This is a genomic window from Streptomyces sp. NBC_00038, from assembly GCF_026343635.1.
In the GTDB taxonomy this organism is placed as follows: Bacteria; Actinomycetota; Actinomycetes; order Streptomycetales; family Streptomycetaceae; genus Streptomyces.
In genome coordinates this window covers 7,800,491-7,814,547 of the sequence record NZ_JAPELQ010000001.1, presented here as the reverse complement: position 1 = coordinate 7,814,547, position 14,057 = coordinate 7,800,491, and the positions used below count along the sequence as shown (strand labels likewise).

At 65.4% G+C, this 14,057-nt stretch carries 4 protein-coding genes, 1 tRNA gene and 2 rRNA genes; 1 reads left to right on the top strand and 6 read right to left on the bottom strand.

The features are described from left to right. Window positions 1-47 precede the first annotated feature (47 nt). Together OG219_RS35325 and OG219_RS35320 are read right to left on the bottom strand one after the other, a co-directional pair. A complete protein-coding gene (locus OG219_RS35325; protein ID WP_266474415.1) occupies window positions 48-731 on the bottom strand; it encodes a two-component system response regulator in 684 nt (227 codons plus the stop codon). Window positions 732-999: 268 nt separating this feature from the next. Next, a complete protein-coding gene (locus OG219_RS35320) occupies window positions 1,000-6,501 on the bottom strand; it encodes a HAMP domain-containing protein (protein ID WP_266833482.1) in 5,502 nt (1,833 codons plus the stop codon). Window positions 6,502-6,818: 317 nt separating this feature from the next. Between OG219_RS35320 and OG219_RS35315 the strand changes: the two genes are divergently transcribed. Further along, complete coding sequence (locus tag OG219_RS35315) at window positions 6,819-9,560, top strand: SpoIIE family protein phosphatase (protein WP_266833480.1); 2,742 nt, start codon at window positions 6,819-6,821, stop codon at window positions 9,558-9,560. Between the two features lie 62 nt (window positions 9,561-9,622). On the opposite strand, the gene OG219_RS35310 is transcribed toward OG219_RS35315, so the two are convergent. From OG219_RS35310 to OG219_RS35295, 4 genes are all read right to left on the bottom strand, one after another. Beyond that, window positions 9,623-9,695 (bottom strand) — tRNA-Thr (locus OG219_RS35310). A gap of 97 nt (window positions 9,696-9,792) precedes the next feature. Further along, on the bottom strand, window positions 9,793-10,455 hold the full coding sequence (locus OG219_RS35305) for a DegT/DnrJ/EryC1/StrS family aminotransferase (protein ID WP_266836341.1): 663 nt from the start codon (window positions 10,453-10,455) through the stop codon (window positions 9,793-9,795). A gap of 113 nt (window positions 10,456-10,568) precedes the next feature. After that, window positions 10,569-10,685: ribosomal RNA gene (rrf, locus tag OG219_RS35300) — 5S ribosomal RNA — on the bottom strand. An 88-nt stretch (window positions 10,686-10,773) separates the two neighbouring features. Continuing rightward, window positions 10,774-13,897, bottom strand: a 23S ribosomal RNA gene (locus tag OG219_RS35295). Window positions 13,898-14,057 lie beyond the last annotated feature (160 nt).

Sequence of the window (14,057 nt, the reverse complement as noted above, 5' to 3'; positions counted from 1 at the left end):
TGGCGACACCCCGGGCCAGGGGTACGCCCACCCTCCGACCAGCCCGCTCAGTTCTGCGACGGCACCGAAGCCGCGCCACTCCCCGTACCCGGTTCCAGCGCGTCCAGCGCCCTGCGCAATCCCGTGAGTTTGCGTTCGAGATGGGCTGCGGTCGCCACCGCCGCCGCGTCGGCCGAGTCGTCGTCGAGCTGCTTGGACAGCGCCTCGGCCTGCTCCTCAACGGCCGCGAGCCGCGCGGAGAGTTCGGCGAGCAGCCCGGCGGGCTCCTTGGCCTCGCCCAGCGTCGCCTTGCCGCCACCCTCCAACTGGAGCCGCAGCAGCGCCGCCTGCTCCCGGAGTTGGCAGTTCTTCATGTAGAGCTCGACGAAGACGGAGACCTTCGCGCGCAGCACCCATGGGTCGAACGGCTTGGAGATGTAGTCCACCGCACCTGCCGCATACCCCCGGAAGGTGTGATGCGGGCCGTGGTTGATGGCGGTGAGGAAGATGATCGGGATGTCCCGGGTCCGTTCTCGCCGCTTGATGTGCGCGGCGGTTTCGAAACCGTCCATGCCCGGCATCTGGACGTCCAGCAAAATGACCGCGAAGTCGTCCGTGAGTAGCGCTTTGAGCGCTTCCTCCCCGGACGATGCCCGTACCAGTGTCTGATCGAGCGCGGAGAGGATCGCCTCCAACGCCAGCAGATTCTCCGGCCGGTCATCGACCAGAAGGATCTTGGCCTTCTGCACCATGGCCCGCCCTCCTCGCCCCGGCAGTGCACCGGGCGCCGCCCCAGGGGACGACTCCGTTGCGCCGCCCGTCCTTGTGCCGGTCATGGTAGCCGCACCCCGCCTGTCGCCACACCCTGTCACCGCGATGTCACTGTGCACGAAGCAGAAACGTAGCGGGAGACCAGAAGGTTCCCCGAATCCCGTACTTCTACACGGCGTCGGCCACAGTCAGTTATGCGAGAACGAGCGGCCGGACAAGAGAGCCGACGCGAGACCCGACAAGAGAATGTCACTGTTCACGCATCCACTGATCCATCACCGAGAGCAGATGATCGGGGTCGACCGGCTTGGTCACGTAGTCGGAAGCGCCCGACTCGATGGCCTTCTCCCGGTCGCCCTTCATCGCCTTCGCCGTGAGCGCGATGATCGGCAGCCCCGCGAACTGCGGCATCCGGCGAATCGCCGTCGTCGTCGCGTAACCGTCCATCTCCGGCATCATGATGTCCATCAGCACGACCGTCACATCGTCGTGCTGCTCCAGGACTTCGATGCCCTCACGCCCGTTCTCCGCGTACAGCACCGAGAGGCCGTGCTGCTCCAGCACGCTGGTCAGCGCGAACACGTTGCGGATGTCGTCGTCGACGATCAGCACCTTCTCGCCCTCGAACCGGATCCCGCGGCGCGGCTCCGGCGCCGTGTCCTGTCGGCCCCCGGGCATCCACTGATCCGGAGCCGCGCCCGAGGAGCCGTCCGGCTGCCCCGTCAGCGCGCTCGGCTGCTCAGCCGTGGACACCGTCCTGCGGCGCCGCCGGAAGAGCGCGGCGGGCCCGTTCTGGGTCTCCTGGTACGACTTCACCTCGGCCGGCGTCTCGATGCCGGCCCCGGCCAGCTCCGCCTCCGAGGCCAGCAACTCCCCGGCCTCCAGCGCCGGCGCGAGCTGCCCATAGCCCTGGGGCGGCAGTTCGCTGGGGTGCAGGGGCAAATACAGCGTGAACGTGGAGCCACGTCCGGGCTCGCTCTGCGCGTGGATCTCGCCGCCCAACAGCCGCGCGATCTCCCGCGAGATGGAGAGCCCCAGGCCCGTACCGCCGTACTTGCGGCTCGTCGTGCCGTCCGCCTGCTTGAAGGCCTCGAAAATCACCCTCATCTTGCTGGCCGCGATCCCGATGCCGGTGTCCGTCACGGAGAACGCGATCAGATCGGCGTCCGCGTCCCGCAGCGAACCCGCCTCCAGGAGCTGTTCCCGGATGGCCACCGGAACCTCCGCGCCGGCCGGCCTGATCACCAGCTCGACCGCTCCGGAGTCGGTGAACTTCACCGCGTTGGACAGCAGGTTGCGCAGCACCTGGAGGAGGCGCTGTTCGTCGGTGTGCAGCGTGGCGGGCAGTTCCGGCGATACGCGTACGGAGAAATCGAGGCCCTTCTCTGCCGTCAGCGGACGGAAAGTGGCCTCTACGTAGTCGACGAGTTGGACCAGCGCGATGCGGGTCGGCGACACGTCCATCTTGCCCGCCTCGACCTTCGACAGGTCGAGGATGTCGTTGATCAGCTGGAGCAGGTCCGAGCCCGCGCCATGGATCGTCTCGGCGAACTCGACCTGCTTCGGGGTGAGGTTCGAGTCCGCGTTGTCGGCGAGCAGCTTGGCCAGGATCAGCAGCGAGTTGAGCGGCGTACGCAGCTCGTGCGACATGTTCGCCAGGAACTCGCTCTTGTAGCGCATCGAGACGGCGAGTTGCTCGGCGCGCTCCTCCAGGACCTGCCGGGCCTCCTCGATCTCGGTGTTCTTGACCTCGATGTCGCGGTTCTGCTGGGCGAGCTGCTCGGCCTTCTCCTCCAGCTGGGCGTTGGAGTCCTGGAGTGCCTTCTGCCGGCTCTCCAGCTCGGCCGACCGCTCCTGGAGCTGCTCGGTCAGCTCCTGCGACTGCTTCAGCAGCACCTCCGTCTTGGTGTTGACGGAGATGGTGTTGACGCTCGTCGCGATCATCTCGGCGATCTGGTTGAGGAAGTCCTTCTGGATCTGCGTGAACGGCGTGAAGGACGCCAGCTCGATCACGCCGAGCACGGTCGCTTCGAAGAGCACCGGGAGGACGATCACCTGCGCCGGCGGCGCCTCGCCGAGCCCGGAGGAGATCTTCAGGTAACCGCTCGGAGCGTTCTCCACGAGGATCGTGCGCTTCTCCTTGGCGGCCGTCCCGATCAGCGCCTCACCGGGCCGGAACGACGTCGGCATGGAGCCCATCGAGTAGCCGTACGACCCGAGCATCCGCAGCTCGTACGCGTCCTCGTCCTCCGCCGTCGCGTCCTTGCCGTCGACCAGCGGCATGGAGAGGAAGAACGCGCCGTGCTGCGCGGCGACGACTGGAGTCAGCTCGCTCATGATCAGCGAGGCCACGTCGTCGAGGTCGCGGCGGCCCTGCATCAGGGCGGAGATGCGGGCGAGGTTGCCCTTGAGCCAGTCCTGCTCCTTGTTGGCGATGGTGGTGTCGCGCAGGTTGGCGATCATCTTGTTGATGTAGTCCTGCAGCTCCTGCATCTCGCCGGAGGCGTCCACATCGATCTTCAGGTTCAGGTCGCCGCGGGTCACCGCGGTCGCCACGCGCGCCATCGCGCGCACCTGCCGGGTGAGGTTCCCGGCCATCTCGTTCACGGACTCCGTGAGGTCGCGCCAGGTGCCGTCGACGTCCCGCACCCGCGCCTGGCCGCCCAGCTGGCCTTCCGTGCCCACCTCGCGGGCGACTCGGGTGACCTCCTCGGCGAAGGAGGACAGCTGGTCCACCATCGTGTTGATGGTGGTCTTGAGCTCCAGCATCTCGCCGCGCGCGTCGATGTCGATCTTCTTGGTCAGATCACCCTTCGCGATGGCCGTGGTGACCATCGCGATGTTGCGCACCTGACCGGTGAGGTTCGACGCCATGCCGTTCACGGACTCGGTGAGGTCCTTCCACGTGCCGGCGACCCCCGGTACGTGCGCCTGCCCGCCGAGGATGCCGTCCGTGCCCACCTCGCGGGCCACCTTGGTGACCTGGTCGGCGAACGAACTCAGCGTCTTCACCATCGTGTTGACGGTGTCGGCGAGCTGAGCGACCTCGCCGCTCGCCTCGACGGTGACCTTCTTGGTGAGGTCACCGTTGGCCACCGCGGTCGCGACCTGGGAGATGTTCCGCACCTGGCCGGTCAGGTTGTTGGCCATCAGGTTGACGTTGTCGGTGAGGTCCTTCCAGATGCCCGTGACGCCGGGCACCCGCGCCTGACCGCCCAGGTTGCCGTCCGTGCCCACCTCGCGGGCCACCCGGTTCACCTGCTCGGCGAAGTTCGAGAGCTGGTCGACCATCGTGTTGACGGTGGTGACGAGTTCGAGGATCTCGCCCTTCGCGTCAACGGTGATCTTCTTGGACAGGTCCCCCTTGGCGACCGCGGTGGTGACCTCGGAGATGTTCCGCACCTGGATGGTCAGGTTGTTCGCCATGAAGTTCACGGACTGCGTGAGGTCTTTCCAGGTCCCGGAGACGCCCTGCACCTCGGCCTGGCCGCCCAGGATGCCCTCCGTGCCCACCTCGCGGGCCACCCGCGTCACCTGGTCCGCGAAGCTCGACAGCTGGTCCACCATCGTGTTGATGGTGTTCTTCAGCTCCAGGATCTCACCGCGCGCGTCCACGTCGATCTTCTGCGACAGGTCACCCCGGGCCACCGCCGTGGAGACCTGGGCGACGTTCCGCACCTGCGCGGTGAGGTTGCCCGCCATGCTGTTCACGGAGTCGGTCAGATCGCGCCACACACCGGCGACACCGGGCACCTGTGCCTGCCCGCCGAGCCGCCCCTCCGTGCCCACCTCGCGCGCGACCCGGGTCACCTGGTCCGCGAAGGCGGAAAGCTGGTCGACCATCGTGTTGATGGTGTTCTTCAGCTCCAGGATCTCACCGCGCGCGTCCACGTCGATCTTCTGCGAGAGATCGCCGCGGGCCACCGCCGTGGTGACCTGGGCGATCTGCCGTACCTGCGAAGTGAGGTTCCCACCCATGAAGTTGACGGAGTCGGTGAGTTCCTTCCACGTACCGGATACGCCGTCCACCCGGGCCTGACCGCCGAGGCGGCCCTCGGTGCCCACGTCCCGGGCCATCCGCGTGACCTGGTCCGCGAACGAGGACAGCTGGTCCACCATGGTGTTCACGGTGTTCTTCAGCTGAAGCATCTCGCCGGATACATCGACGGTGACCTTCTGCGACAGATCACCGTTGGCGACCGCCGTCGTCACCTGCGCGATGTTGCGCACCTGACCGGTCAGGTTCTGGAACGCCGTGTTGACGGAGTCAGTGAGGTCCTTCCAAGTACCGGCCACACCCGGGACCTGCGCCTGGCCGCCCAGTTCACCCTCGACACCCACCTCACGCGCCACGCGCGTGACCTCGACACCGAACGAAGAGAGCTGGTCGACCATCGTGTTGACGGTGTTCTTCAGCTCCAGCATCTCGCCGGCGACCTCGACGCTGACCTTCTGCGACAGATCACCGTTGGCCACGGCCGTCGTCACCGCGGCGATGTCCCGCACCTGAGTGGTCAGGTTACGGAAGACCGTGTTCACCGAATCGGTGAGGTCCTTCCACGTCCCCGCCGCACCCGGCACGATCGCCTGCCCGCCGAGCCGCCCCTCGCCACCGACCTCGTTCGCCACGCGCGTGACCTCGTCGGCGAACGTCCGCAGCGTCTCGGTCATCTGGTTGATGGTCTCGGCGAGCTGCGCGACCTCACCGCGCGCGGAAACCGTCACCTTCTGTGACAGATCACCGCTGGCGACCGCCGTCGTGACCTGCGCGATCCCGCGCACCTGGGCCGTCAGATTCCCGGCCATAAGATTCACCGAATCAGTGAGGTCTTTCCACACACCCGCCACACCGGGCACCTTCGCCTGGCCGCCGAGCTCACCCTCCGTACCCACCTCGCGTGCGACTCGCGTCACCTCGGAGGAGAACGAAGAGAGCTGATCCACCATCGTGTTGACGGTTTCCTTCAGCTCCAGCATCTCGCCGGCCACATGAACCGTGACCTTCCGGGACAAGTCACCCTTGGCGACCGCCGTGGTCACGAGAGCGATGTCACGCACCTGAGCCGTCAGCCGGTACGCCATGGTGTTGACGGAATCCGTGAGATCTTTCCATGAACCGGACATACCGCGCACCCGGGCCTGCCCGCCCAGCTTGCCCTCGGTGCCCACCTCGCTGGCCACTCGCGTGACCTCGTCCGTGAACGTCGACAGCTGGTCGACCAGGTTGTTGACCGTGCGCCCGACCTTCAGGAACTCACCGCGCAGCGGGTGCCCGTTCCCGTCCGCCGCCTGCGCCCGCAGGTCCATCCGCGGCGACAGATCGCCCTCCGCCACCGCCGAAAGCACCCGGCCGACCTCGGAGACAGGTCGTACGAGATCGTCGACGAGCGCGTTCGAGGCGTCGATCGCGGCCGCCCAGGACCCCTCGGAGGCCCCCGATTCCAGCCGTTCCGTGAGCTTTCCCTCACGCCCGACCATGCGCCGCACCCGCGACAACTCACCCGTCAGATGCAGATTCCGGTCGGCCACCTCGTTGAAAACCGCCGCGATCTCGGACATCACGCCGTCGCCGGAGACCGTGAGCCGCTTGCGGAAGTTTCCGTCCCGCATCGACACCAGGGCCGCCATCAGGCGGTTCAGGGCAGCGGTATCCACCTCGGTGGTGCCGTTGCGCGGTGGGCGCTGGTTGTTCAGGGACCGTCCGCCTTTCGCGCGCGTCTCAGTGCCCCGCGTCGCTGCGCCAGACTCCACTGTGTCCCTCCCACAAGGGTCGACCATTACTGCTTGGCGTACTCGGGTACTACTGCTCGGCGTTCTGGAAGGCACTCACCCTGCCCGGACCTTCTCCTGAAGCTTGCCCAGTGTTTCACCATGCCTGAACCAGGCCATAACAGTTCGGCAGCTTCGCACACCGTCCGCACACCCTCAGGGCGGAAACAGTGCGACCGGCATCCGCATGGACGGCGAAGGTAAGTAACCTTGCATGCGGCTGTCCAGCGGCGCCGGTCCCGTCCGGCCTGGGCGGTGGCACGAGCACGAGCGGGCAGGCATCGGAGGGGCGCCGCACCATGACCACCGGACTGCATCCTGGGGGATCGCCCCAGGATCCCCGGCCGAAGGGGAACCACGCTCTGCCCCGGCAGGAGCGGGTCGGCCACGGAGCCTCGCATGCCGAAAACCGGACAAGGAGTTCTGTGATCACCGCGCGTGCGGCCGCCAGTTTCGATCCCGTGGGGCGATCGGTCGCGACCGCCCGCTCCTTCGTACGTGACACCCTCCAGGGCTGGGGCTTCGCCGACATCGTCGACGACGCCGTGGTCCTCACCAGTGAGCTGGTCACCAATGCCGTAGTACATGCGGGCACCTCCGCGGACGTCTTGTGTCTGCGCAGCGACGACGGCGTGCGCATCGAGGTGGCGGACCGCTACCCGGAACGTGAAATTCCACTCCAGGGAACGGCTGTCAACATGGGCAGCCCGGACAACGAGGGCGGCCGCGGCCTCCAGCTCTGCGCGGCCCTGGCAGGCCGCTGGGGCGTCGAGTACACGCCCACGCAGAAGCAGGTCTGGTTCCAGCTCGAACTCCCCGAGCGCGCGGTGGGCACGCGCACCGCGGGCCCGGCCCTCCCGGCCGACCTCCTCCCGCTCGCCGACGGCCGGGTACGCGTCGCGGTCGTCCAGATCGACCGGACCGGCGCGATCAACGCGTGGAACGAGGACGCGGAGGACCTCTTCGGCTACACGGCCGAACTGGTCATCGGCAAACCGCTCACCGACCTCGCCGCCTGGCCGCACACCCCGGGCACCAGCACCGGCATCGTCGAGGCCCTCCAACTCTCGCGCTGGGAAGGCACATACGGCATCCGCGGCGCCAACGGCCGGGTGACTCCCGTCTACGCCTCACACCTCCGGGTCCGTGACACGGGCGGCGAGCCCTCCACGGTCTGCCTCCTCGTACGGGACCACGAACGCGCCGTCCTCCAGACCCCGTTGCGCGTCTCGGCCACCGACACCACCACCAGCTCCGAGGGCCAGGCCTCCGACCCCTTCGAGGTCTTCATCGGCTCCCCGGCCCCCGACGACCTGGACGGCCTCCTTCAGCGCACGGTGGAGCGCGCCCGCGACATGCTCGACGGCGACTCCGCCTTCCTCCTCCTGGCCACCGACGACGAAACGGAGTTGGAGGTACGAGCCTCCACCGGCCTCCCCTCCGCCCGCCAGCGCTTCGCCCGCGTCCCCGTCGAAGCGGGCCCCGGGCGGTACGGCTCGGCCCGTATGCCCGCCGTACACGAGGACTTGACGGTCGTCCCCGGCGCCGTGCCCCTCTTGAGCGGCACCGGCATGCGCTCGGTCGTGACCGTTCCGCTGAAGGTCGAGGGCCGCCTCACCGGCTCGCTCGGAGTCGCCGCCGAGGGACAGGGCAGGTACTCGAACGAGGAGGCCCTGCGCCTCCAGTTCGCCGCCGACCGCATCGCGCTCGCGGTGGAATCCGCCCGCCTGGGCGAGCTGGAACGCCTACGACGCGGCTCGCTCTCCTTCCTCGTGGAGGCCTCCGACCTGCTCGCCGGCACCCTGGACCGCGACCAGACGCTGGCCCTCATGGCCCAGATGACGGTCCCGACGCTGGCCACCTGGTGCGCCGTCTACACCATTGCCGACCAGGCCTCCGACCCGTATCTCTCATACGTCCTGCACGAGGACGAGGAACGCATCGACGGCCTCAAGGCCTTGCTGTCGAAGATCGCCCCGCCGGACCCGGTCCCCACCCCGGGCGCCCGCGTCTGGTCGGCCCCCGCCGAGGCGGCCCACGAGGCAGCGCTGCGCACCTCCATGCGCAGCCTCGGCGAACGCGCGACGCTCAGCTCGGGCATCGGCACAACTCTCGCTACAGCCGCGGCAGTCGGCGGCGAAACGGTCGTGCTCCCCCTGGTGGCCCGCAACCGCGTCATCGGGATGCTGACGCTCGGCAAGCCCTCCGACGAGCACTTCCGCCAGGAAATCCTGGAACTCGCCGAGGACTTGAGCCGCAGGGCCGCCCTGGCACTCGACAACGCCCGCCTGTACTCGGAGCGCACGGCCATCAGCCAGTCCCTCCAGCGCAGCCTCCTGCCCCCGGAACTCCCCCACATCGAGGGCGTCGAGGTCGAGGTCATCTACCGAGCGGCCGGCGAGGGCAACGAGGTCGGCGGCGACTTCTACGACCTCTTCCCGATCCGCGACGGCGCGTACGGCTTCGCCATCGGCGACGTCTGCGGTACGGGTCCGGAGGCGGCGGCGGTCACAGGCCTGGCCCGGCACGCGCTCAGGCTGCTGGCCCGCGAGGGCTTCACCGGCCCGGCCGTCCTGGAGCGCCTGAACTCCGCGATCCTCGACGAGGGAGCCCGCAGCCGCTTCCTCACGCTCCTGTACGGCGAGTTGTGGCCCCAGGAGGACGGCTCGGCGCTCCTGAAGGTGGTCTGCGCCGGCCACCCCCTCCCGCTCCGCCTGCGCCAGGACGGCACGGTCGAACCGGCCGCCGAACCACAACCGCTGCTGGGCGTCATGGACGACCTGGAGCTCTACGAGCAGACCATCACGCTCGACCCGGGCGACGTGCTCCTCTGTGTCACGGACGGCGTCACGGAACGCCGCGAGGGCACCCGCATGCTCGGCGACGACGGCCTCATCGACGTCCTCACCACCTGCACAGGCCTTACAGCAGGCGCGGTGGCCGCCCGCATCATGCGGGCGGTCGAACGCTTCGCCTCCGACGCCCCGTCCGACGACATGGCGATTCTGGCGATGCGCGTTCCGGGCCTCCACAAGGACTGAGGCACGGCTTCCGCGAACGACAAAGGCCCCCGCCCGTAAGGGCGGAGGCCTTTTCTCTCTTGAGCCCCCCAACGGAATCGAACCGTTGACCTTCTCCTTACCATGGAGACGCTCTGCCGACTGAGCTAGGGGGGCCTGTCACCTTTTCGAGGTTTCCCTCGCGGCAACGAGATAGATCATACCCCGAACGGAAGCGTGTTCCCAACCTGTCCCGTACGCCCGTCCCGTTGGGTCAGACCGCGGGCTGCACCAGTCCGCCGAGCGCATTGCATGCGGAGACGATCCGCTGCATCTCCCGCTTCGTCAACGACGCGTCCACGGGCAGCACGAGTGTCTCGTCCGCGGCCCGCTCGGTCTCCGGAAGGCACACGTCCCGACGGAACCCGGCCATGCGGTGCACAGGCGTCTTCACCGGCACCCGGCCCTCAACTCCCCTGGCCCGCACGGCCCGTGCGAAGGCGTCGCGGTCCGGCCGCCCATTGCCCGGCACCCGCACGACGTACTGCTGGTACGTGTGCCCGTCGCCACCGTCCGGCGTCCGCACCCCGCGCAGCCGCGCGTCGAGATACGCGGCCCGCGCCCTACGCTGCGCGATCTCGTCGTACGGCGCCTCGGACTCACCCTGCTCCAGCACCAGAAGCCCGTGCCGCTGCCCGAGTTCCCGCAGCCGCACCATGTCCGCCGACCGCCCGAAGCGGTGTACGACGACGATGGCCGCCGTCCGCGGAGTCACGACGGCTTCGACCGCGTCGGCGTCCAGGCAGTACGTCATGGGGTCGATGTCGGCGAACGCGACCGTCGCACCGGCCTTGGCGGCGGCCTCGGCGACCTCGACATTCCCGAAGGCCGGCACGATGACCTCGTCACCGGCTCCGACGCCTGCGGCCCTGAGCATTGCGGCAGTACCCATGTAGCGGATGTTGGTCGCGCAACGTGAATTTCAAGTAACGCAAAACAAAAAAGAGCTGGTCCCTGAACCGAAGTTCAGGGACCAGCTCTCTAAATTTAGTTCGGCGGCGTCCTACTCTCCCACAGGGTCCCCCCTGCAGTACCATCGGCGCTGTGAGGCTTAGCTTCCGGGTTCGGAATGTAACCGGGCGTTTCCCTCACGCTATGACCACCGAAACACGGTGAAACTTCTCAAACCGGAGCCGTGGCATGGCTACAACGGTTGTTCGTGGTTTCAGAACCAACACAGTGGACGCGAGCAACTGAGGACAAGCCCTCGGCCTATTAGTACCAGTCAGCTTCGCCCATTACTGGGCTTCCACATCTGGCCTATCAACCCAGTCGTCTACTGGGAGCCTTAACCCCTCAAAGGGGGTGGGAATACTCATCTCGAAGCAGGCTTCCCGCTTAGATGCTTTCAGCGGTTATCCCTCCCGAACGTAGCCAACCAGCCATGCCCTTGGCAGGACAACTGGCACACCAGAGGTTCGTCCGTCCCGGTCCTCTCGTACTAGGGACAGCCCTTCTCAATATTCCTGCGCGCGCAGCGGATAGGGACCGAACTGTCTCACGACGTTCTAAACCCAGCTCGCGTACCGCTTTAATGGGCGAACAGCCCAACCCTTGGGACCGACTCCAGCCCCAGGATGCGACGAGCCGACATCGAGGTGCCAAACCATCCCGTCGATATGGACTCTTGGGGAAGATCAGCCTGTTATCCCCGGGGTACCTTTTATCCGTTGAGCGACGGCGCTTCCACAAGCCACCGCCGGATCACTAGTCCCGACTTTCGTCCCTGCTCGACCCGTCGGTCTCACAGTCAAGCTCCCTTGTGCACTTACACTCAACACCTGATTACCAACCAGGCTGAGGGAACCTTTGGGCGCCTCCGTTACTCTTTAGGAGGCAACCGCCCCAGTTAAACTACCCATCAGACACTGTCCCTGATCCGGATCACGGACCCAGGTTAGACATCCAGCACGACCAGACTGGTATTTCAACGACGACTCCACCCGAGCTGGCGCTCGAGCTTCACAGTCTCCCAGCTATCCTACACAAGCCGAACCGAACACCAATATCAAACTGTAGTAAAGGTCCCGGGGTCTTTCCGTCCTGCTGCGCGAAACGAGCATCTTTACTCGTAGTGCAATTTCACCGGGCCTATGGTTGAGACAGTCGAGAAGTCGTTACGCCATTCGTGCAGGTCGGAACTTACCCGACAAGGAATTTCGCTACCTTAGGATGGTTATAGTTACCACCGCCGTTTACTGGCGCTTAAGTTCTCAGCTTCGCCACCCCGAAGAGTGACTAACCGGTCCCCTTAACGTTCCAGCACCGGGCAGGCGTCAGTCCGTATACATCGCCTTACGGCTTCGCACGGACCTGTGTTTTTAGTAAACAGTCGCTTCTCGCTGGTCTCTGCGGCCACCCCCAGCTCACGGAGTAAATCCGATCACCGGTGATGGCCCCCCTTCTCCCGAAGTTACGGGGGCATTTTGCCGAGTTCCTTAACCATAGTTCACCCGAACGCCTCGGTATTCTCTACCTGACCACCTGAGTCGGTTTAGGGTACGGGCCGCCATGAAACTCGCTAGAGGCTTTTCTCGACAGCATAGGATCATCCACTTCACCACAATCGGCTCGGCATCAGGTCTCACCCTCGTGTCATCCGGATTTGCCTAGATGACGGGCTACACCCTTACCCCGGGACAACCACCGCCCGGGATGGACTACCTTCCTGCGTCACCCCATCACTCACCTACTGCAGGTCTGGTCCGTCGGCTCCACCACTTCCCTTTCCCCGAAGGGTCCGGGACGGCTTCACGGACTTAGCATCGCCTGGTTCAATGTTTGACGCTTCACAGCGGGTACCGGAATATCAACCGGTTATCCATCGACTACGCCTGTCGGCCTCGCCTTAGGTCCCGACTTACCCTGGGCAGATCAGCTTGACCCAGGAACCCTTAGTCAATCGGCGCACACGTTTCTCACGTGTGTATCGCTACTCATGCCTGCATTCTCACTCGTGAACCGTCCACCACTAGCTTCCGCTGCGGCTTCACCCGGCACACGACGCTCCCCTACCCATCCCAGCCCCCGTTGGGGGTATGTGCTGGAATGACACGACTTCGGCGGTACGCTTGAGCCCCGCTACATTGTCGGCGCGGAATCACTAGACCAGTGAGCTATTACGCACTCTTTCAAGGGTGGCTGCTTCTAAGCCAACCTCCTGGTTGTCTGTGCGACTCCACATCCTTTCCCACTTAGCGTACGCTTAGGGGCCTTAGTCGATGCTCTGGGCTGTTTCCCTCTCGACCATGGAGCTTATCCCCCACAGTCTCACTGCCGCGCTCTCACTTACCGGCATTCGGAGTTTGGCTAAGGTCAGTAACCCGGTAGGGCCCATCGCCTATCCAGTGCTCTACCTCCGGCAAGAAACACACGACGCTGCACCTAAATGCATTTCGGGGAGAACCAGCTATCACGGAGTTTGATTGGCCTTTCACCCCTAACCACAGGTCATCCCCCAGGTTTTCAACCCTGGTGGGTTCGGTCCTCCACGACCTCTTACAGCCGCTTCAACCTGCCCATGGCTAGATCACTCCGCTTCGGGTCTTGAGCGCGCTACTAAAACGCCCTATTCGGACTCGCTTTCGCTACGGCTTCCCCACACGGGTTAACCTCGCAACACACCGCAAACTCGCAGGCTCATTCTTCAAAAGGCACGCAGTCACGAGAACAAGAGCAAGCTCTTGTTCCGACGCTCCCACGGCTTGTAGGCACACGGTTTCAGGTACTATTTCACTCCGCTCCCGCGGTACTTTTCACCATTCCCTCACGGTACTATCCGCTATCGGTCACCAGGGAATATTTAGGCTTAGCGGGTGGTCCCGCCAGATTCACACGGGATTTCTCGGGCCCCGTGCTACTTGGGTGTTTCTCAAACGAGCCGTTGACGTTTCGACTACGGGGGTCTTACCCTCTACGCCGGACCTTTCGCATGTCCTTCGCCTACATCAACGGTTTCTGACTCGTCTCACGATCGGCAGACCGTGAAAGAGAAATCCCACAACCCCACATACGCAACCCCTGCCGGGTCTCACACGCATATGGTTTAGCCTCATCCAGTTTCGCTCGCCACTACTCCCGGAATCACGGTTGTTTTCTCTTCCTGCGGGTACTGAGATGTTTCACTTCCCCGCGTTCCCTCCGCATACCCTATGTGTTCAGGTATGGGTGACAGCCCATGACGACTGCCGGGTTTCCCCATTCGGAAACCCCCGGATCAAAGCCTGGTTGACGGCTCCCCGGGGACTATCGTGGCCTCCCACGTCCTTCATCGGTTCCTGGTGCCAAGGCATCCACCGTGCGCCCTTAAAAACTTGGCCACAGATGCTCGCGTCCACTGTGCAGTTCTCAAACAACGACCAACCACCCGTCACAACCCGCCGAAGCAGATTTTCACCGGGGCCGGCACTGAAGATCCAGACTCAAAGTCCGTACCCTCAGACACCCAACAGCGTGCCCGACACCCCTCGCCACTCGTGA